This window comes from Agromyces sp. NPDC058136, assembly GCF_042884375.1.
GTDB lineage: Bacteria > Actinomycetota > Actinomycetes > Actinomycetales > Microbacteriaceae > Agromyces.
The window spans coordinates 381,070-400,726 of sequence record NZ_JBHVUA010000003.1; the positions used below are offsets into that span (position 1 = coordinate 381,070).

Consider the following 19,657-nt stretch of genomic DNA (forward strand, 5'->3'; position numbering starts at 1 on the left):
GCTTGCACAACCTCCCGCGGGCGGGTGTTGCTGCCAGAATGGAGCCCCGTCGTGTTCAACAGGGGGAGCATCATGGCCGCATTCAGCGTCGAAGGCGTCGAGGGCCTGCCCGAGATCTCGACCGGCGACGACCTCGCCGCGATCATCGCCGACGCGACGCAGCTCGCCGACGGCGACATCCTCGTCGTCACCTCGAAGATCGTCTCGAAGGCGGAGGGGCGCGTGGTCGAGGCATCCGACCGCGAGGCCGCGATCACCGCGGAGACGGTGCGCGTCATCGCGACCCGCGAATACGAGGGCGGGGTCACGCGCATCGTCGAGAACCGGCAGGGCATCGTGGGCGCGGCCGCCGGGGTGGATGCCTCGAACGCGCCCGAGGGCACGGTGCTGCTGCTGCCCGTCGACCCCGATGCCTCGGCCCGCGCGCTCGCCCTCGGGCTGCGCGCCCTCACCGGTGCGCACGTCGGCGTCATCCTCTCCGACACGCTCGGGCGCCCGTGGCGCGAGGGGCAGACCGACATCGCGATCGGCGCGGCCGGCGTGCACGTCTTCGACGACCTGCGCGGCGGGGCGGATGCCTCGGGCAAACCCCTGGCGGTGACGATGCCGTGCGTGGCCGACGAGATCGCGGGCGCCGGCGAGCTCGTCAAGGGCAAGTCGGCCGGGGTGCCGATCGCGATCGTGCGCGGGCTCGACCGCTACGTCGGCGACCTCGACCTGCCCGGCGCCCGGTCGATCCAGCGGCCGAGCGAGCGCGACCTGTTCCGCCGGGGCGCCGACGAGGCGTACGACGAGGGGTACCGTGCCGGCTTCGACGAGGCGCAGGCCGAGGGGCCGATGCGGTAGTCCCGAGCCTCCGCAGGGAAGATGGAGGGGTGTCAGTGCACATCGGCTACGCCGCCATGCTCGAGCAGTTCCCGCCCGCGGAGGCGGTGGCGCTCGCCGCGCTCGCCGAACGGCACGGCTTCACCGGCACCATGGCCACCGACCACTTCCAGCCGTGGACGCCGCGGCTCGGTCAGTCGTCGCACGTGTGGAGCGTGCTCGGTGCCCTCGCCGAACGCACCCGCGGCGACTTCGGGCCTGGGGTGACGACGCCGACGTTCCGCACGCATCCCGCGGTCGTCGCGCAGGCGAGTGCGACCCTCGCGTCGATGCACCCGGGGCGGCACTGGCTCGGCATCGGCTCGGGCGAGGCGGTCAACGAGCACGTCGTCGGCCAGTACTGGCCCGAAGCGCCCGACCGGATCAACCGAATGTTCGAGGCCGTCGAGCTCATCAAGAAGCTCTTCGCCGCCTCGATCGCCGGCCGCGACGTGCGCCACGCGGGCCCGAGCTTCAAGCTTGAGACCACCCGCCTGTGGACGATGCCGAAGGTCGCCCCCGAGGTGTACGTCGCGACCGCGGGGCCCGTCACCGCCCGCCGCGCCGGTCGCGTCGCCGACGGGCTCATCACCATGAGCGGCCCGTCCGACCGGCTCGACCAGTTGCTCGCCCGATTCGCAGACGGGGCGCGCGACGGCGGACGCGACGTGCGGCGCATGCCGAAGATCCTGCAGCTCCATCTGTCGTGGGCGGCGAGCGACGAGGAGGCCATGCGCAACGCCCTCACCGAATGGCCGATCGCCGGCATGCGGTTCGGGCGCAGCGACATCCGTTCGCCGTTCGAGTTCGAGCAGCTCGCCCGTACCGTGCGCCCGTCCGACTTCGAGGGGCGCATGGTCGTCTCCGCCGACCCCGACGTGCACCGCGCCGACATCCAGCGCTACCTCGATCTCGGGTTCGACCGCATCTACCTGCACAACGTCGGCCGCAACCAGGCCGAGTGGATCGAGGTCTTCGGCCGCGAGGTGCTGCCGGGGCTGCGCGCATGAACGGCTGGACCCTCGTCATCCCGGTCAAGGCGTTCTCCGCGGCGAAGACGCGGCTCGGCCCCGCGGTGCCCGCCGCAGCCCGCGCCGTGCTCGCCCGTGCATTCGCCATCGACACGATCGTCGCGGCCCGCGCCGCGCACGGCGTCCAGCGGGTCGTCGTCGTCACCGGTGAGGTCGACCTCGGCACGCCGCTGCCCGCGGGGGTCGAACTCGTGCGGGAGGCGCCCGGCACCGGTCCGGCCGCCGAGGCGCTCACCGCCGCGATCGACCACGGCATCGCCACCGCCCGCGCTTCCGCGCTCGTGCCCGTCGCGGTGCTGCTCGGCGACCTGCCCTCCCTCCGCACGAGCGAGCTCGAGTCCGCCATCGAGGCCGCGTCGCGGCATCCGCTCGCCTTCATCGCCGACGCCGACGGAACCGGCACGACCCTCGCGACCGCCGAGGCCGGCGCCTCGATGCGCCCCGCCTTCGGCGAGCGGTCCGCCGCCCGCCACCGTGCGGCCGGCTTCGCCGACCTCTCGGGCGACGCGCCGTTCACGACCCTGCGCCGCGACGTCGACACCGTCGAGGCGCTCGAACAGGCGCTGCGCCTCGGCGTCGGCGCGCACACCGCCGAAGCCCTCGCCGCGCTCGCCGACGGCGCGCTGCCGCACCTCACCGACCCCCACAGAAGGAGCACCCCATGACCCTCACCCTCGGATACAAGGCCAGCGCCGAGCAGTTCGCCCCGCGCGAGCTCGTCGAGATCGCCGTCGCCGCCGAAGGCCACGGCATGGAATCGGTGTTCACGAGCGACCACTTCCAGCCGTGGCGGCACACGGGCGGGCACGCGCCGTTCTCGCTCGCGTGGATGGCCGCGGTCGGCGAGCGCACCTCGACCGTGAAGATCGGCACGAGCGTGATGACGCCGACGTTCCGCTACAACCCGGCCGTGCTCGCGCAGGCGTTCGCGACGCTCGGCGTGCTCTACCCCGAGCGCATCATCGCCGGGGTCGGCACCGGTGAGGCGCTCAACGAGATCGCGACCGGGTTCCGCGGCGCGGGTGAGCAGGAGTGGCCCGAGTTCCGCGAGCGCTACGCGCGCCTGCGCGAGTCGGTGCGCCTCATGCGCGCGCTCTGGAAGGAGCAGGGGCAGGTCAGCTTCGACGGCGAGTACTACTCGACCCACGACGCCTCGATCTACGACCGGCCCGAGGGGAGCGTGCCCGTATACATCGCCGCCGGCGGCCCGCAGGTGGCGAAGTACGCAGGTCGTGCGGGCGACGGGTTCATCTGCACCTCGGGCAAGGGCGCCGAGCTCTACGTCGACCAGCTCATGCCCGCCGTGCGCGAGGGCCTCGCGCTGCGCGAGGACGGCCGCACCTTCGACGAGTTCGACCGGATGATCGAGATCAAGCTCTCGTACGAGGAGGACCTCGACACCGCCCTCGACAACACCCGCTTCTGGTCGCCGCTCTCGCTCTCGAAGGAACAGAAGCACGACATCACCGACCCCGTCGAGATGGAGCGCGCCGCCGACGCCCTGCCGATCGACGTGATCGCGAAGCGCTGGATCGTCGGCACCGACCCCGACGCCGTCGCCGAGCAGATCGGCCAGTACATGGACTGGGGCTTCAACCACCTCGTCTTCCACGCCCCGGGCCACGACCAGCGCCGGTTCCTCGAGCTGTTCGAGCGCGACCTCGCGCCGCGCCTGAGGGCGCGCGCGTAGGCGCGGGCCGGTCGGCCCCGCTGCGTCAGGATCGGCTGGCGTCTGGCGCGACATGCCGTGGCGGGGAGACTCGTCGCGGCGTTTCGAGTCGGATGCCAGTCGTCGCTGACCGCCCGGGCGCATCCTGCCGGTGCGCCCGCGCCGGCAGGAGCGTGATCAGCGGGTCAGGTCGCGGCTCGGCTGGAACGTGGGCGTGGTCGCCGCCCCTTCCGTGCGGCGCAGGCGCGCGGCAGAGTTGAGGTAGAGGTAGGCGAGCACCCCGAACTCGATCATCGTCACGGCGCTGACGACCGGGGTCGACCTCGGCTCGACGACGCCGGCGAGTTCGAGCACCATGCCCAGAAATGACGACGCGGTCACCACGGCGAGCAACAGCCCGAGGTTTCGCGACAGCGTTGGCCGGGCCGTCATCTGCCACCAGGGTCGAGGCGGTGCGACCGGCTCGCCCCGACCTCGGAAGACACGGGCGCCGTAGAGCACCGCGGCGATCGTCCACACTGCGCTGATGACGGCGAACCAGGCGTCGCTCACGCCGATCGCTGTGGCCGTCGGGCCGGGCATCGGCAACAGGTAGGCGGCGACGACGTAGGCGAGCTTCCATCCCCAGTGGGTGATCCGGAGATCGAAGATTCGGCGCATCGTTGCTCGCTCTCGGTGTGGTCGAGCAACGTTAGCGCGATCAGCGCAGGCCGGGGCGGTTCACGCTCGGCGGGATCGCGCAGAAGTCGTAGAAGAAGCGAGTCGGCGCGGCCGGGTCGGTGACGTCGATGATCACGGATGCCCCGGAGTGGGGCAGCTCGTCGCCCGCGAGCGTCCACACGGAGAAGTGCCAGACGCCGCGCACCGCATCGTCGAGCAGCTGCTCGCCGTCGGCGACGAGCACAGTGTCGGGGTCTTCAGCGCCGGCGAACGCTCCGGCCCGAACCGGATCGACGACCTCGGCGCGCAGGCGCGCCTCGTCGATCCCGCCGAGGCTTCTGCGCACGACGGGCGCATCGCTGCGCGCGGCGATCGCGGCCGCGAGCCCATGGGCGACCCGGGCGGATGCCACGGGGTCGACCCCGTCGACGGCGACGAGCCGCCGCCCGCGGTCGGCGTTGTGCAGGAACTCCTCGGCCACCCACTCGATCGTCGGCAGCGGCCCGCGCTGGATCGGACTCATGCCTCGAGGCTACGCCCGGGCGGCTGCCGGAGGCCGCCAGGATCTCGGAGATCGCCAGAACTTCGGGCGAGAGGCCGCGATCAGGTCCGAAGCTGTGGCGATCGCCGAGATCCTGGCAAGCTCAGGCTCAGGCGGGGGTCGAGGCCCGGTCGGCGTCCGTCGATGCGAGCGAGGAGGCCGCGGGCGCCGCGACGGCGATGAGCGGGCGGCCCGTGAGCGGGTGCTCGATCACCTCGGCGCGAACGCCGTACACCTCCGAGACGAGCGGCGCCGTGAGCACCTCGCGGGGGTCGCCCGCGGCGACCACGCGGCCGGCGGCGAGCACGATCACGTGGTCGGCGTACGCGGCCGCGTGCGAGAGGTCGTGCAGTGCGGCGACGACGGTGAGCCCGTCGCGCGAGAGCGCCGCGAGCAGCTCGAGCGCGGTGAGCTGCGCGGCGAGGTCGAGGTGGTTCGTCGGTTCGTCGACGAGCAGCAGTCCTGGCTCCTGGGTGAGGGCGCGCGCGAGGGTGACCCGTTGGCGCTCACCGCCCGACAACGCACCGATCGATCGCTCGGCGAACTCGAGCGCCCCGACCGCGGCGAGCGATCGTTCGGCGATCTCGCGATCGTGCACGCCGATCGCGCCGAATGCCCCGAGGTGCGGGGTGCGACCGATGAGCACCGAGGCGAGCACGCTGAGCTGCGGGTCGATCTCGGCCTGCTGCTCGGCGAGGGCGACGATGCGGGCACGTTCGCGCCGTGGCATCCCGGGCAGTGAACGCCCGTCGAGACGCAACTCGCCCGCGTCGGCACGTTCGATCGCGGCGATGAGGTGCAGCAGCGTCGACTTGCCCGCGCCGTTCGGCCCGACGAGGGCGGTGAGGGCGCCGCCCGGCATCGTCACGTCGACGCCGTCGATGATCGTGCGCGCACCGCGGTCGAACCGCACCCGTGCGAGGTCGAGGCTCATGCGAGGCTCCTTCGGCGCAGCAGCAGCCAGGCGAACACCGGGCCGCCGATGAGGGCGGTGAGGATGCCGACGGGCAGCTCGCGCGGATCGAAGAGCGTGCGGGCCCCGGTGTCGGCCCACACGAGGAAGATCGCGCCGGCGAGTGCCGACAGCGGCAGCAGCGCCCGGTGGCCCGGCCCCGTCACGAGCCGCACGGCGTGCGGCAGCACGAGTCCGACGAAGCCGATCGAGCCGCTCACCGCGACGAGCGCGCCCGTGAGGAGCGCGGTGCCGCCGAGCAGCAGCACGCGGCTGCGGGCGACGTTCACGCCGAGCGCCGCCGCGCCCGACTCGCCGACCGCGAAGGCGTCGAGGGTGCGGGCGCTCGCGAGCAGCGGCATCCCGACGAGCAGCAACGCGCCGCCTGCGATCGCGACCGACGTCCAGTCGGTGCCCGAGAGCGAACCGAGCAGCCAGTTCAGGATCTCGCGGTAGCTGTCGTTCGTCGCGCTCCAGAAGATGACGAGGCTCGTGATCGCGCCGAACACGCTCGACACGGCGATGCCGGCGAGCACCGTCGCCGTCGGCGAGAGTCGCGGGCCGGAGGTGCCGCCGACCGCCCCGGCAGCCCCGCCTGCCCGGCCCGCGCCGAGCGCCAGCCCGAGCGTGGCGAGCAGGGCGACGATCGCACCGGCGAAGGCCGCGAGCGGCAGCACGAGGGACCAGCCGAGCACGAGCACGACGACCGCTCCCACCGAGGCGCCCGAGGAGAGGCCGAGCAGGTAGGGGTCGGCGAGCGGGTTGCGGGTGACGGCCTGCATCACGGCGCCGCAGAGCGCGAGGCCCGCGCCGACCGCGGCGGCGGTGAGCACCCGCGGCATCCGCAGTTGCCACACGATGCCGTCGCGGAGCGGCGACAGCGTCGGCTCGCCGAACCCGAGGTGCGCGGCGACGCTCGCGAGCACGTCGGCGGGCGAGAGGGCGGCAGGCCCGATCGTGACGGCGACGACGATCGAGACGAGGAGGAGCGCGGCGAGGCCGATGCCCCACGCGAGGGTGCGAAGGGCTCCCGCCGGTCGAGGAACGGAGGAGGAGCGTCTCGAGACCTCGTGCGGGGGTCTCGAGACGCGTGCTCCTTCGTCGCTCGCTCCTCGACCAGCAGGAGCGACTCGACCGGCGGGGGTGGTGTTCATCGGCCGAGCTGCTCCAACTGCTCGACGATCGACGCGACCGCGTCGACGTTGCGCACGCCCGCCTCGGTCGACGGGAAGTCGACGATCACGTAGCGCTCGCCCGCGACGGCCGGCAGCGCCGCGGTCGCCGGGTTCGCGGCGAGAGCTGCGATCTTCGCCTCGGCGGTGTTCCACGGGGCGTCGACGAGCACGATCACGTCGGGGTTCGCGTCGACGACGGCCTCCCACGACATCGAGGTCCACGTGTCGTGGACGTCGCTCGCGACGTTGTCGAGCCCCGCGGCATCCATGATCATCTGCGGTGCGCCGATGCCGGCGCCGACGAACGGCTGGTCGCTGCCCGACGAGTACCAGAGCGCGGTGAATCCGGCCTCGGAGGGCGAGATCGCCTCCAGCGCGGCGCGCTGCGTCGCGACGAGCTCGGCGGCGTCGTCCTGCACGTCGAAGATGGCGCCGAGCTCCTCGAAGCCCGCGAACACGGTGTCGAAGGTCAGCGGGTCGGGCATGTAGCCCTCGCCCTTGCAGGCGGCGGGGGCGACGTAGCTCGCGACGCCGAGCGCGGCGAGCGAGTCGCGCTCGCCGGCGCCCTCGGCCGAGAGGTTCGACTCCCAGCCGGCGTAGACGAGGTCGGGTTCGACCGCGAGGGTCGCCTCCTGCGAGGGCACCTTGTCGCTCAGCACCTCGAGGCCCTCGGCCGCGTCGGCGAACTCGGCGGGCACGGGGCCGTCGCTGAACGCGGTGCCGACGACCGTGTCCTCGAGGCCCAGGGCGAGCAGCAGCTCGAGGGTCGACGACTTGATCGCGACGACGCGCTCGGGGGCGGCGTCGAAGGTCACCTCGGTGCCGCAGTTGTCGATCGTGAGCGGGTACGCGGATGCCGCGGAGCCGGTCTCGTCCGAGGCGGACTCGGCGGCGGGGTCGGCGCCCGCGGGGCTCGCACAGCCGGCGAGCAGCGCGACGGCGGCGAGCGCGAATCCGGCGAGCAGGGGGCGGGTGGCGTGGGTGCGCATGGGCAGGGGTCCTCCGGGATGGTGTGCAGGCGTGCTCCGACGAGGTCGGCGACTCGCGGCCCAATCCCGGGCCACCACGACCGGGCAAGTCAGCCCGGTGGTCGTTCAGCAGCCTAGCGCGATGTCGAGCCTTCCGGCCCGATGGGACGGCGAAGAACGCTGCTGGCGGCCCCCGAGAAACTACTTGGACAAATGACCCACTTCCCCTAGGCTCGCTCGCAACCCCTGGTCGCAAGGACGCGCAAAGGAGCGCCGATGCCTTCATTCCTGCCCCGTGCCGCCGCTGGTCTCGCCCTCGCGGCAGCCGCGGCGCTCGCCATCCCGACGGCCGCCGCGGCGGCCCCGCCGACAGCTCCGCCGCCCGCCGCCAAGGCGGTGAAGTCCGATCGCATCACCACGCCCGACGGGCGCACCTTCATCACCGACCAGCAGGGGCGCGCGCTGCAGCTGCGCGGGTTCAACGCGGCGAAGTACGTGCACGACCGCCTGACGCCGGCCGAGGTCGCGGCGATGGCCGACCAGGGCTCGACGTTCCTCCGTCTCGTCGTGCAGTGGCAGTACTTCGAGCCCGAGCAGGGCGAGTACGACGAGGCGTACTTCGACTACGTCGAGTCGGTGCTCGACGCGGCCGACCGCGAGGGCATCCACGTCATGCTCGACATGCACCAGGACGTGTACGGGCCCGTGTTCGGCGCCTCCGGCGCGCCCGAGTGGGCGACCCGCACCGACGGGCTCCCATTCGTCGACGACCCCGACAACTGGTTCAACAACTACTTCCAGCCCGCGGTCATGCGCGCCTTCACCCACCTGTACGACGACGCCGACCTCCGCGCCGCGCAGCAGCAGCTCTGGGTCGAGATCGCCGACCGCTTCGGCGACCACGACAGCCTCATCGGCTACGACCTCTTCAACGAGCCGTTCGGCGAGTTCGCCGAGGGCGAGGACTGGGTGACCGCCTCGGCCCGGATGGAGTCGACGAAGATCAGCGACATGTACGAGCGGCTCATCGGGGCGATCCGCTCGGTCGACGACGAGTCGTGGATCTTCCTCGAACCGACCGTCCTCGTCGGCTACGGGGTCCCCACGCAGCTGCGCACCTTCGACGACCCGAAGCTCGGCTACGCCCCGCACTTCTACAACACCGGCGTCGAAGAGGGCAGCGACTGGCAGGGCGACGACTTCGTGGTGAACTACGAGGCCGCGATCTCGGCGTACCCGTCGGCGAACCGCATGCCGCTCATCGTCGGCGAGTGGGGCGTGCCGAACTCGCGCACGCCCGGCAACGCGGCGCTCGTCGACGCGCAGGTCGCGTCGATGGAGCGCTTCGCGAGCGGTTGGGCCATGTGGTACTGGTGCCGCAGCGACGGGGGTGGCTACTGCGCGATGGATGCCTCGGGCAAGGCTGCACCCGGCAACGAGCCCGCGTTCGGGCCCTACGCCCGCGCGATCGCGGGCACGCCCGGCGCCGAGCACTTCGATGCGGCGGGCGGCTCCTACACCCTGAGCTACACCGCGGCCGGCGGGCCGACCGAGGTCTGGGTGCCGGCGTCGGTGTACGCGAGCTCGCCGAAGGTGACGATCACCGGCGGCAAGGCCCACTACGACAAGAAGAAGCAGACGCTGCGCATCACCGCGAAGCCCGGTGCGGCGGTGTCGCTGACGCTCGGGCGCTGAGGCTCCCGGCGGTGAGCGGTGCGGTGCACGCCGCGCCGCTCACCTTCGTCGCGCAGCCGTCGCGAGGTCGAGCGCCGCGCCCGCGAGGGCGGCCGAGGTGTCGAGGTCGCGCATCCAGAGGGGGGCCGCGGCCGCGACGAGGCCCGCGCTCTCGAGCGCGGCGAGGGCGGAGGCATCCGATTCGTCGACGAGCCAGCCGTCGATGAGCCCGCCCGCCCCGCGCGCGCCGTAGTGCCGCCCGACGCCCTCGGCGCTCGTCTCGACGCCGATGGCCGGGAGGCACGCGTCGGCCATGCCGCGCACGACCTTGCCGCCGATGATCGGGGAGACGCCGACGACGGGCGCCGCAGTCGCCGCGAGCGCCTCGCGGATGCCGGGCACCGCGACGATCGTGCCGATCGAGACGACCGGGTTCGAGGGTGCGACGAGCACCACGTCGGCGTCGGCGATCGCCTCGGCGACACCGGGCGCCGGGCGCGCGTCGGCCAGGTTGCGCTGGGTGAACGCGAGCGCGGGCAGCGCGGCGCGGTGGCGCGTCCACCACTCCTGGAAGTGCATCTCGCGCTCGCCGCCGGGTGCCTCGGGGTCTGCGACGCGCACCCACGTGTCGACTTCGGTGTCGGTCGCGGGGATGAGCCGCACCCCGAGCGGCCAGCGCCGCTGCAGGCGTTCGCCGACCTGCGACGGCGTGAGCCCCTCGCGCAGCCACGAGGTGCGGGCGAGGTGCGTGCCGAGGTCGAGGTCGCCGAGGGTGAACCAGGGCCAGCCGACGCCCCACTCGCGCAGTTCGGCGGAGACCCGTTCGGACTCGCCGGCGCGACCCCAGCCGCGCTCGGTGTCGTTGACGCCCGCGAGCGAGTACAGCAGCGAATCGAAGTCGGGCATGAGCCGCACACCCGAGAGCCAGATGTCGTCGCCCGTGTTCACGACCACGGTGATCTCGGCCTCGGATGCCCCGGCGCCGCCCTCGCTCGCAGGCCATCGCCGCGCGGCCTCCTCGCGGACGCCCCGCACGAACTTCGAACCGCCGACCCCGCCGGCGAGCACCGTGATCCTCACGGCTCAACGCTAGCCGGGTGCTCAGCGGGTGAGCGACGTGCCCATCCGGACGAGGTCGGCCATCGAGGCATCCGGCAGGTAGGCGCGCGCGAGCGCGAGGCCGATGCGCGCGAGGTCGCCCTCGTCGGCGAAGAGCAGGTAGAGGGGCTCTGCCCGCGGCCGGAACTTCTGCTTGAAGCGGTGCAGCGAGCGGAAGCCGTAGGCCGGTTCGAGCATCGCCCCGAGGCGGTCGAGCCAGCCGTCGATCGGGCTGAGCTCCTCGGGCGACGCGGGCGTCGAGCGGGCGAGGGGTGCACCCGAGAGCGAGAGGAACGCGGCGCCCTCGTCGCGGAACGCGAGCGCCGACGAGGCGATCAGGTACTCCATGACGGCGGGGAAGCCGCTGTCGGCGCGTCGGCGCATGAGGTCGAGCGTCCACCCGGTGACCTCGCCGCCGCTCCCGTACACGGGCAGCCAGCTGAGGAAGCCCTCGAGCTGGCCGTCGTGCTCGGCGAACGCCATGCGCACCTCGGGGTCGAGGGCCTCGTCGACGGTGCCGAGGGTGAAGCGCATCTCGGGCAGCTCCTTCTCGCCGACCCACTGCGAGGAGATCTCGTCGACCTGCGCCCGCACCCGTCGCGACTCGTTGGCGAGGGCGCCCATGCGGAAGGTAACGCCCTCGCGTTCGGCCCGGTTCAGGGCCTGCCGCGCGGGCGACCACGCCTTGCCGGTGAACTCGAGCCCGGGGAGGTCGACGATCGTGTCCTCGGCGATCTGCACGGCCCGCCACCCCTCGGGGATGGCCGCCCGCGCGCGCTCGGTCGCACCGAACACGCACGGCGTGTAGCCCGCGCGCACGACCGTGTCGAGGAACTCGACGAGCGTCTCGCCGACGCGGTCGTCGGGCGCGATCGGGTCGGAGAGGACGATCGCGACCCCCTGGTGGGTCTGGTAGGCCACCGCCGTGTCGGGGGAGGAGCCGAGGAAGATGCGATTGTCGGGCCACGTCGCCATCCACGACAGCGGTCCGCCGCCGGTCTCGCGGACCAGTTCGCGAGCGGTCTCGACGAGGGCGCCCGGCCGCTGCGCATCGCGGGCGCCCGGAAGCCGGCGGCGCAGCCGCGCGCGGTACGCGTGCCGGGTGATCACGAGCCAGACGAGCATGCCGAGCCACAGCACGGAGGTCGTGATCGCGAGCGTGAGCGCGTCGCGGGCCTGGGCGAGCTGGGCGGCGGTGAAGTCCGAGCCGATGGCGTCGAGCAGGGTCAGCAGGAGGAAGGAGAGGATGCCGCCGGCGACGTTCAGCGCGCCCAGCACGACCGCGCCGATCCAGGCGAGTCGGATGCCCCGGCGGAGCCCGTCGGCGAGCAGCAGCACGATCACCGCGTCGATCGCGACGTCGACGAACTGCACGCCGCCCGGCTCGCTCGCGCCGAACGGGCCGAAGGTCGGGACGAGCACGAGGATGAGCTGCGCCGCGCCGATCGCGAGGAGCACCGTCCAGGTGATGAAGCGCTGCTCGCGCAGCGACGGACGGCTGAACGCGCGGGCCTGTACGAGCATCACGGCGACCGCGGCGACGGCGTGCTCGATGTCGGCGAGCGTGCCGACGAAGAGCACCCCGACCGTGACCACCGCGAACACGATCAGCAGCGCACGACCCGCCCACGGCGGGCGCAGCGAGAACGCCGCCATCGTGATGGCCGCGAGCACTCCGCCCGATGGGCCGACGTCGACCTGCTTCGCGAGCTCCTCGGCCCAGGGCGATCCGAAGGTCGCGAACCCCGCGACGAGGAAGGCGGTGCCGATGACGGCGACCGCCTGCCCGACCAGGAAGGTCGCGGCGGTGAGCCCCGAGCCGCGCCGCAGCTCGAGCCAGCCGAGCCCCGCCGCGGTGACCGGCAGGATCAACAGGTAACCGAGCGGCACCGCGACGAGCACCGTGCCGGTGGCGACCGTGTACCAGCGTCCGTCGGCGAAGGAGGGGACGCCGTAGGCGAAGGTCTCGTACCAGGGCGCCTGGTCGGTCGCGCTCGCGAAGCCGCCGCTCACGATGCCGAACACGACGAGGACGACGAGGACCGAGAGCGTGACGGGGAGGCGCCCGAGCAGATGGAGGGTGCGTCGCACGAGACCGTTCTCGGCGGGCGTCATGGTGTCCGAGGCCGTCTGTCGATCGCGGTCCGTCATGTCGCGAGTCTGGCACGCGGGGTGGGCTCACCAGCCGCTTCGGGTGGGCGTGTGGTCGTCGCGCGCCTCCTCGGGCATGCGCATCTCGGCGCGCAGGCCGAGCAGGCGCACCGGGCGATCGGGCTCGATCCGGCCCGCGAGCTCGAGCATGCGGGCGAGCACGACCTCCTGGTCGGCCGTCTCGGCGATCTTCTTGGTGAACGTCTTGGTGATGAACGGCGCGTACCTGACCTTGAGTGCGAGGCCGACGACCGGGCGGCCCTCGGCCGCGACATCCGCGAGCACCTGCGCGGCCAGTTCGCGGATCGCAGCCTCGATCTGCGACGCCTCGACGAGGTCGTGCTGATAGGTGGTCTCGCGGCTGTGGCCGCGCGCCACCCATGGGGTGTCGTCGACGACGCGGGCGCCCTCGCCGCGGCCGAGCTGCGCGTACCAGGGCCCCATGCGCGGCCCGAACTCGGCGACGAGCCCATCGGCTTCGGGGTCGGCGGCCGCCAGCTCGCTGATCGTCGTGATGCCGAGCCCTGCGAGCCGGCGTGAGATCTTCGTGCCGATGCCCCACATCTCGATCGTCGGGCGCTCGCCCATGATCTCGAGCCAGTTCGCCGCCGTCAGCCGGAACACGCCCTGCGGCTTGCCGAACCCCGTCGCGACCTTGGCCCGCACGAGCGTGTCGCCGATGCCAACGCTGCAGTGCAGTCGCGTGCGCTCGAGCACCGCGCCCTGCAGGGTGCGGGCGTAGCCCTCGGGGTCGTCGGTCTCGACGCCGACGAACGCCTCGTCCCAGCCGAGCACCTGCACCGTCGCGCCCGGCTGCGCGCGCAGCGTCGCCATCACGGCTTCGGATGCCTCGGTGTACGCCTCGTGATCGACTGGGAGGATGATCGCCTCGGGAGCCTTGCGGGCCGCGATGCGCAGCGGCATGCCCGAGCCGACGCCGAACTCCCGCGCCTCGTACGACGCCGTCGACACCACGGCCCGCTCGGTCGGATCGCCCCGACCGCCCACGATCACAGGCTTGCCCGCGAGCTCGGGGCGTCGCAGCACCTCGACCGCCGCGATGAACTGGTCGAGATCGACGTGCAGCACCCACCCGTGGCTGCGTTGGCTCACGGGGTCAGTCTGCCGCGCTTGGCGGTGTGCGCATAGGATCGCGACGTGCACCCGGACACCGCGCAAGCGACGTACGTCGGAGAACCCGTTGGCGAGTGATCGTCGGGGCCGCCACGGGAGCGCCCGTTCACGCAAGCTGCGAGCGGTCCAGCGGAGTGCCATCTACCTGATGATCGGCGGATTCGCGGCCGTCTTCCTCACGCTTGCCGTCATCAACCTCCTCGACGCGCAGGAACCGGTCGTCTGGGGAACGTTCACCGAGGAGTACTGCGAATCGACTCGCAGAGGATGCAGCAGCGTCGGAACCTGGGTATCCGACGATGGGCGCGTCACCGAGACCGACATCCGTCTCGACGGCTGGGTCGAGCCCGGCGGCTCGGTGCGAGCCGGCCTTCGACCGAGCGGCATCATGGACTCGGGTAACGACATCGTTCACGCGGCCGGATGGATCGACATCGGACCCCATGTCGTTCCGCTCGCAGCGGCACTCGGAACGATCATCTGGGGTCTGATGAAGGCCCTGGAGTGGGGGCACCTTCGGCTCCCGAAGTACTTCGTTCCGGAGCGATCGTCCCGGCATTGAGCGGGAGTTCGTTCAGGCGCCGTTCTCCCTGTCGGCGTCGATGAGGATGGCGAGGAGGCCGATCGGGTGCGATGTGCGGCCAAGCCTGGCAGTCGCCTACGCCTCGTCGCCGAAGAGCTCCTGCCGCAGGTACTTCGGCGCCTGCACCCGCCACGCCTCCGTCACGAGCTCTTCGAGGTGGTCGTCGGCGATGCCCGCCATGCGGAACGCGATCTTCGGTTCGCCCCACCGCGTCGTCGCGCGCAGGAAGACCGCTGGTTGCATCTCGCGGAGGGCGAGCGCCTCGACCGGGTCGGCGAGCTTCACCCCGACGCAGAGCTCGGCGGCGATCACCGCGCGCATGTCGTCGGGGATGCTCGGCCACGGGTGGCACTCCCACGCGAACAGCTTGCCGCGCACGAACCAGGCGGCGCCGCCCGTCATCGCCCGCTCTTCACTGCCGGGCAGCCCCGCGGCTATGCGGCGGACGTCGTCGAGCTCGGGCATGGTGGGAGCCTATGGCGCTCCGCCGACACGCGGTTCGTCGGCGACGTCAGCGACCGGCAGAATAGCGGTCACGACGAAGGAGACATCGCATGACGTACGGCCCTCCGACCACGGCGGCGCCTCCGGGCTGGTACGACGATCCCGAGGCGCCCGATCTGCTCCGCTGGTGGGACGGTCGCGCGTGGTCGGACGAGCACTTCGCAACGAAACCGGTCGGTGATGCACAGAACGCTGCCGCGCGGCGCGCGCGATCGATCTTCGTCTGGGCCTGGCCGCTCGCCGTCCTCTTCTGGGTCGTCCCTCTCCTGTTGACGCTCATTCCGGACTCCGCTGCCCAGACCGTCGGCGTCGTGATGTCGTGGATCGGCGGGTTGCCCGTGTTGGTGCTCACTGTTCTCTCGATCGTGTTCGGCGCGATCGGGCTCGCCAATGCTCGTCGCCTCGGCGGGATCGGGCGCCGTGCCGCGTTGACCGGGCTCGTCGGCGGAGTCTGCATCCTCGTAGCGCCGGCAGTGCTCGGGGGCATCGGCATCGTGTTCGCATTCCTGCTTGCGGCATTCCGCTGACGCGCTGTCGGCGGTGCTGAGTACTCGCGACGACGCTCAGTAGCCGCCCGCCACCACGTGCTGCGCCGCGGTCGCGAGCGCGTCGGCCACCTCCTCGGTGCCCTCCCGCACCATGCCGACGGTCACCCGCACGAACTCGCCGTGGCGTCGCGTGCGACCCGTGCCCGTGGCATCCGTGCCGTTCGCGGCGGCGAGGAAGGGGGAGCCGGCGGAGACCCGGATGCCGGCGACCGCGAGCTGCACGAGGGCGGAGCGTTCGCCGAGCACCGGCATCCAGAGGTTGATGCCATCGGCCTCCTGCGCGGCGACGCCGCGTGCGCGGAGTGCGTCGCCGAGCATGCGCTGGCGGGTGAAGTACTGGCGGCGAGCCTCGGTGACGGCGTCGATCGAGGCGCCGTCGGTGAGCAGATCGAGGAGGATCGTCTGCACCATGCGGGAGGTCCAGCCGGGGCCGAGCATGCGTCGCCCGGCGATGTGCTCGACGAGGTCGCGCGGCCCGCCGAGGGCGGCGATGCGCAGGTCGGGGCCGTGCGACTTCGAGAAGCTGCGCACGTGCACCACCCGCCCGGGCAGCCAGGTGCCGAGGGTGACGTCGCCCTCGATCGAGATGAGCCCCGAGTGGTCGTCCTCGATGACGACGAGGTCGTCGACGCGTTCGGCGGTCGCGATGGTGCGGGCGAGCGCTTCGGCGCGTTCGGCGGTCATGGATGCCCCGGTGGGGTTCTGTGCGCGAGGCTGCAGCAGCACGGCCACCGGGCGCTTGCGCAGCGCGACCGCGAGCGCTTCGGGCACCATGCCGTGCCGATCGAGGCGCACGGGCACGGCGACCGCGCCGAGCACCTCGAGCAGGTCGAGGAACGGCGGGAACCCGGGGCTCTCGACGACGACCCGGTCGCCGAAGCGCACGAGCTCCTCGAGGGTGCGCGAGACGGCGTCGAGGGCGCCGTCGACGACCATGATCTGCTCGGCGTCGCTCGGCCACGAGTCGCGGAGCACCCGCGCGAGCGCGGGGATCACGGGTTCGGCCTGGTAGCTGCCCGTCTCGGCCTTCGCCGAGACGCGCGAGAGCGCGGGGCCGAGGGCGGGTAGCAGCAGCGGGTCGGGGGTGCCGCGCGAGAGGTCGAGCCGCACGGGGTCGTCGGGCGCGGCCATGCCGCGCATGCGTGGGGCGAGCCGCAGCGACTCGGTGCCGCGCACGAAGCTGCCGGCGCGGCCGCGACTCTCGATGACCCCGGCGCGGGCGAGGGCCTGCCAGGCCTGGCTGATCGTCGCGGGACTCACGCCCAGGGCGGCGGCGAGATCGCGCACGGTCGGCAACCGGTCGCCCGCCGCGAGATCTCCGTTGTTCACCAGCCGGGCCACGTCGCCCGCGATCGTGCGCGGTGAGGCATCGGCGAATTCGGCGAGTTCGATCAAGCGCGGTGCATCCATGCGAATACCTGACACCACCATTGCCTCCGAACCGCGCAAGGGACAAGATATGTAACCACAGCGTCACAGAGTGAAACAGAAGAGAAATGTTCAAGCCGAACAATAACAGAACGGGCCACAAGCCCCTGGTTCGGCAGTTCCACCGGCAGTTCAATCGGTACATCTCGGCGTCGCAGCAGCACCCGGCGAGCACCTGACACGAGCACCACGCCAGGCGATCCTCGAGTGAACGGCAATGGCGCCGCCCGACTCAGGAGACATTCATGACGATCGTCAGAGCGGCCATCACGCAGACCACCTGGACCGGCGACAAGGCCTCGATGCTCGACAAGCACGAGCAGTTCGCCCGCGATGCGAAGGCGCAGGGCGCCGAGGTCGTCTGCTTCCAGGAGCTGTTCTACGGGCCGTACTTCGGCATCACCCAGGACCAGAAGTACTACCGCTTCGCCGAGTCGGCCGAGGGCCCCATCGTGCAGCGCTTCGCCGAGGTGGCGAAGGAGCTCGGCACCGTCATGGTGCTGCCGATCTACGAAGAGGCCGAGACGGGCGTCTACTACAACACCTCCGTGCTCGTCGACGCCGACGGCACCATCCTCGGCAAGTACCGCAAGCACCACCTGCCGCACCTCGACCGCTTCTGGGAGAAGTTCTACTTCCGCCCCGGCAACCTCGGCTACCCCGTCTTCGAGACCGCCGTCGGCCGCGTGGGCATGTACATCTGCTACGACCGGCACTTCCCCGAGGGCTGGCGCGAACTCGGCCTGAACGACGCCCACATGGTGTTCAACCCGAACGCGACGAAGCCCGGGCTCTCGAACCGCCTGTGGGAGGTCGAGGGGCCTTGCGCCGCCGTCGCGAACGGCTACTTCGTGCTGCAGCCCAACCGCGTCGGCCGCGAGGACAACGAGTACGGCGACCTCGCCGTCGACTTCTACGGCACGAGCCAGGTCATCGACCCGCGCGGCAACTTCGTCGGCGAACGCGGCTCGAGCGAGCACGAGGAGCTGCTCGTGCGCGACCTCGACCTCGACATGGTGCAGCAGATGCGCGACGACTGGCAGTTCTACCGCGACCGCCGGCCCGACTCGTACGCGAAGATCGCGAAGCCGTGACCCTGCCGATCGAGTAGCGACGAAGGAGCGTATCGAGATCATGACCACCACCCTCATCAGCGGCGGCACCGTCGTCAGCGCCACCGGCCGCGCCGCGGCCGACGTGCTCATCGACGGCGAGCGCATCGTCGCGGTCATCGAACCGGGCACCGCACTGCTCGGCACGGATGTCTCGGCGAGCGTCGACCGCGTGATCGACGCCACCGGCAAGTACGTGATCCCGGGCGGCATCGACGCCCACACCCACATGCAGCTGCCGTTCGGCGGCACCGAGGCCTCAGACACCTTCGAGACCGGCACCCGTGCCGCCGCGCACGGCGGCACGACCTCGATCATCGACTTCGCGGTGCAGACCTACGGGCAGCGCATCGAAGACGGACTGGCCGCGTGGCACGAGAAGGCCTCCGGCAACTGCGCGATCGACTACGGGTTCCACCAGATCGTCGGCGACGTGAACGAGGCGTCGCTCACGGCCATGAAGCGGCTGCCCGACGAGGGCATCACGAGCTTCAAGATGTTCATGGCCTACCCGGGCGTCTTCTACTCCGACGACGCGCAGATCCTCAAGGCCATGCAGGTGTCGCGCGACACCGGGCTGCTCACGATGATGCACGCCGAGAACGGCCCCGCCATCGACGTGCTCGCCCAGCAGCTCGTCGACGCAGGCAACACCGACCCGTACTACCACGGCATCGCCCGCGCCTGGGAGATGGAGGAGGAGGCCACGCACCGCGCGATCATGCTCGCGAAGCTCACCGGCGCTCCGCTCTACGTCGTGCACGTGTCGGCCAAGCAGGCCGTCGAGCAGCTCGCCTGGGCGCGCGACAAGGGGCAGAACGTGTTCGGAGAGACCTGCCCGCAGTACCTCTACCTCTCGCTCGAAGATCAGCTCGGGGCATCCAGCGAGCAGTGGGGCGCCTTCGAAGGCGCCAAGTGGGTGTGCTCGACCCCGCTGCGCTCGCGCGAAGAGGGCCACCAGCACTCGATGTGGCAGGCGCTGCGCACGAACGACCTGCAGATGGTCTCGACCGACCACTGCCCGTTCTGCATGAAGGACCAGAAGGAGCTCGGCCTCGGCGACTTCCGGAAGATCCCGAACGGCATCGGCTCGATCGAGCACCGCATGGACCTCATGTACCAGGGCGTCGTCACCGGCGAGATCACCCTCGAACGCTGGGTGGAGCTCACGTCGACGACCCCGGCGCGCATGTTCGGGCTCTACGGCCGCAAGGGCGTCATCCAGCCCGGTGCCGACGCCGACATCGTCGTCTACGACCCGAACGGCCACACCTCGATCGGCATGGGCGAGGGCCGCACCCACCACATGAACATGGACTACTCGGCCTGGGACGGCTACGAGATCGACGGGCACGTCGACACGGTGCTCTCGCGCGGCAAGGTCGTCGTCGACGGCGACGAGTACCTCGGCGCGAAGGGCGACGGGAAGTTCCTCATGCGGGGGCTCAGCCAGTACCTCATCTGACCATCCGTCGGTCGAGTAGCGCGAAGCGCGTATCGAGACCAGCGGATGCCACAACCGAACAGCGGTCTCGATACGGCCTTCGGCCTACTCGACCGACACA

19 protein-coding genes are annotated in these 19,657 nt (G+C 71.7%); 9 read left to right on the forward strand and 10 right to left on the reverse strand.

The features are described from left to right. Nucleotides 1-72: 72 nt before the first annotated feature. The 4 genes from cofE to fgd are packed head-to-tail and all read left to right on the forward strand — an operon-like array spanning nt 73 to nt 3,585. Nucleotides 73-846 carry a coenzyme F420-0:L-glutamate ligase gene (gene cofE / locus ACFVTX_RS11260; RefSeq protein WP_386900058.1) on the forward strand — a complete coding sequence of 258 codons (774 nt, stop codon included), beginning with the start codon at nt 73-75 and terminating at the stop codon, nt 844-846. A 29-nt stretch (nt 847-875) separates the two neighbouring features. After that, on the forward strand, nt 876-1,874 hold the full coding sequence (locus tag ACFVTX_RS11265; protein WP_386900060.1) for a TIGR03557 family F420-dependent LLM class oxidoreductase: 999 nt from the start codon (nt 876-878) through the stop codon (nt 1,872-1,874). Continuing rightward, entirely contained in the window at nt 1,871-2,560 is a 690-nt protein-coding gene (cofC, locus tag ACFVTX_RS11270) for a 2-phospho-L-lactate guanylyltransferase (RefSeq protein WP_386900062.1), read from the forward strand. The genes ACFVTX_RS11265 and cofC overlap by 4 nt, the downstream gene beginning before the upstream one ends. Further along, entirely contained in the window at nt 2,557-3,585 is a 1,029-nt protein-coding gene (gene fgd / locus ACFVTX_RS11275) for a glucose-6-phosphate dehydrogenase (coenzyme-F420) (protein ID WP_386900064.1), read from the forward strand. The genes cofC and fgd overlap by 4 nt, the downstream gene beginning before the upstream one ends. A gap of 156 nt (nt 3,586-3,741) precedes the next feature. Here the strand turns inward: fgd and ACFVTX_RS11280 are convergent, their stop codons facing one another. The 5 genes from ACFVTX_RS11280 to ACFVTX_RS11300 all read right to left on the reverse strand — a co-directional run bounded on the left by ACFVTX_RS11280 (nt 3,742) and on the right by ACFVTX_RS11300 (nt 7,881). Then, a complete protein-coding gene (locus ACFVTX_RS11280; RefSeq protein WP_386900065.1) occupies nt 3,742-4,224 on the reverse strand; it encodes a hypothetical protein in 483 nt (160 codons plus the stop codon). Between the two features lie 40 nt (nt 4,225-4,264). Beyond that, the gene (locus ACFVTX_RS11285; RefSeq protein ID WP_386900066.1) at nt 4,265-4,747 is read right to left on the reverse strand and encodes a hypothetical protein; all 483 of its coding nucleotides are present in this window, start codon (nt 4,745-4,747) and stop codon (nt 4,265-4,267) included. A 127-nt stretch (nt 4,748-4,874) separates the two neighbouring features. Next, entirely contained in the window at nt 4,875-5,699 is an 825-nt protein-coding gene (locus ACFVTX_RS11290; protein WP_386900068.1) for an ABC transporter ATP-binding protein, read from the reverse strand. Further along, a complete protein-coding gene (locus tag ACFVTX_RS11295; protein ID WP_386900069.1) occupies nt 5,696-6,871 on the reverse strand; it encodes a putative F420-0 ABC transporter permease subunit in 1,176 nt (391 codons plus the stop codon). Before ACFVTX_RS11295 ends, ACFVTX_RS11290 begins: the two co-directional genes overlap by 4 nt. Then, nucleotides 6,868-7,881 (reverse strand): putative F420-0 ABC transporter substrate-binding protein, encoded by a 1,014-nt coding sequence (locus ACFVTX_RS11300; protein ID WP_386900070.1) that lies wholly within the window; start codon nt 7,879-7,881, stop codon nt 6,868-6,870. Before ACFVTX_RS11300 ends, ACFVTX_RS11295 begins: the two co-directional genes overlap by 4 nt. Before the next feature lie 255 nt (nt 7,882-8,136). Between ACFVTX_RS11300 and ACFVTX_RS11305 the strand changes: the two genes are divergently transcribed. Then, nucleotides 8,137-9,555: a cellulase family glycosylhydrolase gene (locus tag ACFVTX_RS11305; protein WP_386900071.1), complete on the forward strand. Its 1,419-nt coding sequence runs from the start codon at nt 8,137-8,139 to the stop codon at nt 9,553-9,555. 39 nt (nt 9,556-9,594) lie between these two features. Here ACFVTX_RS11305 and cofD read toward each other — a convergent pair whose 3' ends face one another. From cofD to ACFVTX_RS11320, 3 genes are read right to left on the reverse strand one after another with little or no spacing between them, the layout of a single operon-like run. Continuing rightward, nucleotides 9,595-10,614: a 2-phospho-L-lactate transferase gene (gene cofD, locus ACFVTX_RS11310; RefSeq protein ID WP_386900072.1), complete on the reverse strand. Its 1,020-nt coding sequence runs from the start codon at nt 10,612-10,614 to the stop codon at nt 9,595-9,597. Nucleotides 10,615-10,635: 21 nt separating this feature from the next. After that, a complete protein-coding gene (locus ACFVTX_RS11315; RefSeq protein WP_386900074.1) occupies nt 10,636-12,783 on the reverse strand; it encodes a bifunctional lysylphosphatidylglycerol flippase/synthetase MprF in 2,148 nt (715 codons plus the stop codon). A gap of 27 nt (nt 12,784-12,810) precedes the next feature. Next, entirely contained in the window at nt 12,811-13,872 is a 1,062-nt protein-coding gene (locus tag ACFVTX_RS11320) for a DNA polymerase IV (protein WP_386900407.1), read from the reverse strand. Nucleotides 13,873-14,065: 193 nt separating this feature from the next. Here ACFVTX_RS11320 and ACFVTX_RS11325 point away from each other — a divergent pair, with 193 nt between their 5' ends. Continuing rightward, nucleotides 14,066-14,479 (forward strand): hypothetical protein, encoded by a 414-nt coding sequence (locus ACFVTX_RS11325; RefSeq protein WP_386900075.1) that lies wholly within the window; start codon nt 14,066-14,068, stop codon nt 14,477-14,479. A gap of 96 nt (nt 14,480-14,575) precedes the next feature. Here the strand turns inward: ACFVTX_RS11325 and ACFVTX_RS11330 are convergent, their stop codons facing one another. Continuing rightward, nucleotides 14,576-14,965 carry an MmcQ/YjbR family DNA-binding protein gene (locus ACFVTX_RS11330; protein WP_386900077.1) on the reverse strand — a complete coding sequence of 130 codons (390 nt, stop codon included), beginning with the start codon at nt 14,963-14,965 and terminating at the stop codon, nt 14,576-14,578. A gap of 89 nt (nt 14,966-15,054) precedes the next feature. Here ACFVTX_RS11330 and ACFVTX_RS11335 point away from each other — a divergent pair, with 89 nt between their 5' ends. Then, nucleotides 15,055-15,531, forward strand: coding sequence for a DUF2510 domain-containing protein (locus ACFVTX_RS11335; protein ID WP_386900079.1), 477 nt, complete (start codon nt 15,055-15,057; stop codon nt 15,529-15,531). Nucleotides 15,532-15,567: 36 nt separating this feature from the next. Here ACFVTX_RS11335 and ACFVTX_RS11340 read toward each other — a convergent pair whose 3' ends face one another. Then, complete coding sequence (locus ACFVTX_RS11340) at nt 15,568-16,962, reverse strand: PLP-dependent aminotransferase family protein (protein WP_386900081.1); 1,395 nt, start codon at nt 16,960-16,962, stop codon at nt 15,568-15,570. 263 nt (nt 16,963-17,225) lie between these two features. Here ACFVTX_RS11340 and ACFVTX_RS11345 point away from each other — a divergent pair, with 263 nt between their 5' ends. Further along, entirely contained in the window at nt 17,226-18,074 is an 849-nt protein-coding gene (locus tag ACFVTX_RS11345) for a nitrilase-related carbon-nitrogen hydrolase (RefSeq protein ID WP_376943160.1), read from the forward strand. A 40-nt stretch (nt 18,075-18,114) separates the two neighbouring features. Continuing rightward, complete coding sequence (gene hydA / locus ACFVTX_RS11350) at nt 18,115-19,557, forward strand: dihydropyrimidinase (RefSeq protein ID WP_386900083.1); 1,443 nt, start codon at nt 18,115-18,117, stop codon at nt 19,555-19,557. Nucleotides 19,558-19,657: the final 100 nt, after the last annotated feature.

Coding starts and splice junctions, on each gene's coding strand:
- ACFVTX_RS11305 (WP_386900071.1), top strand. CDS start 8,137: ATGCCTTCATTCCTGCCCCGTGCCGCCGCTGGTCTCGCCCTCGCGGCA.
- ACFVTX_RS11280 (WP_386900065.1), bottom strand. CDS start 4,224: ATGCGCCGAATCTTCGATCTCCGGATCACCCACTGGGGATGGAAGCTC.
- fgd (WP_386900064.1), top strand. CDS start 2,557: ATGACCCTCACCCTCGGATACAAGGCCAGCGCCGAGCAGTTCGCCCCG.
- ACFVTX_RS11340 (WP_386900081.1), bottom strand. CDS start 16,962: ATGGATGCACCGCGCTTGATCGAACTCGCCGAATTCGCCGATGCCTCA.
- ACFVTX_RS11300 (WP_386900070.1), bottom strand. CDS start 7,881: ATGCGCACCCACGCCACCCGCCCCCTGCTCGCCGGATTCGCGCTCGCC.
- cofE (WP_386900058.1), top strand. CDS start 73: ATGGCCGCATTCAGCGTCGAAGGCGTCGAGGGCCTGCCCGAGATCTCG.
- ACFVTX_RS11285 (WP_386900066.1), bottom strand. CDS start 4,747: ATGAGTCCGATCCAGCGCGGGCCGCTGCCGACGATCGAGTGGGTGGCC.
- ACFVTX_RS11315 (WP_386900074.1), bottom strand. CDS start 12,783: ATGACGGACCGCGATCGACAGACGGCCTCGGACACCATGACGCCCGCC.
- ACFVTX_RS11325 (WP_386900075.1), top strand. CDS start 14,066: ATGATCGGCGGATTCGCGGCCGTCTTCCTCACGCTTGCCGTCATCAAC.
- hydA (WP_386900083.1), top strand. CDS start 18,115: ATGACCACCACCCTCATCAGCGGCGGCACCGTCGTCAGCGCCACCGGC.
- ACFVTX_RS11345 (WP_376943160.1), top strand. CDS start 17,226: ATGACGATCGTCAGAGCGGCCATCACGCAGACCACCTGGACCGGCGAC.
- ACFVTX_RS11290 (WP_386900068.1), bottom strand. CDS start 5,699: ATGAGCCTCGACCTCGCACGGGTGCGGTTCGACCGCGGTGCGCGCACG.
- ACFVTX_RS11295 (WP_386900069.1), bottom strand. CDS start 6,871: ATGAACACCACCCCCGCCGGTCGAGTCGCTCCTGCTGGTCGAGGAGCG.
- cofC (WP_386900062.1), top strand. CDS start 1,871: ATGAACGGCTGGACCCTCGTCATCCCGGTCAAGGCGTTCTCCGCGGCG.
- ACFVTX_RS11335 (WP_386900079.1), top strand. CDS start 15,055: ATGACGTACGGCCCTCCGACCACGGCGGCGCCTCCGGGCTGGTACGAC.
- ACFVTX_RS11330 (WP_386900077.1), bottom strand. CDS start 14,965: ATGCCCGAGCTCGACGACGTCCGCCGCATAGCCGCGGGGCTGCCCGGC.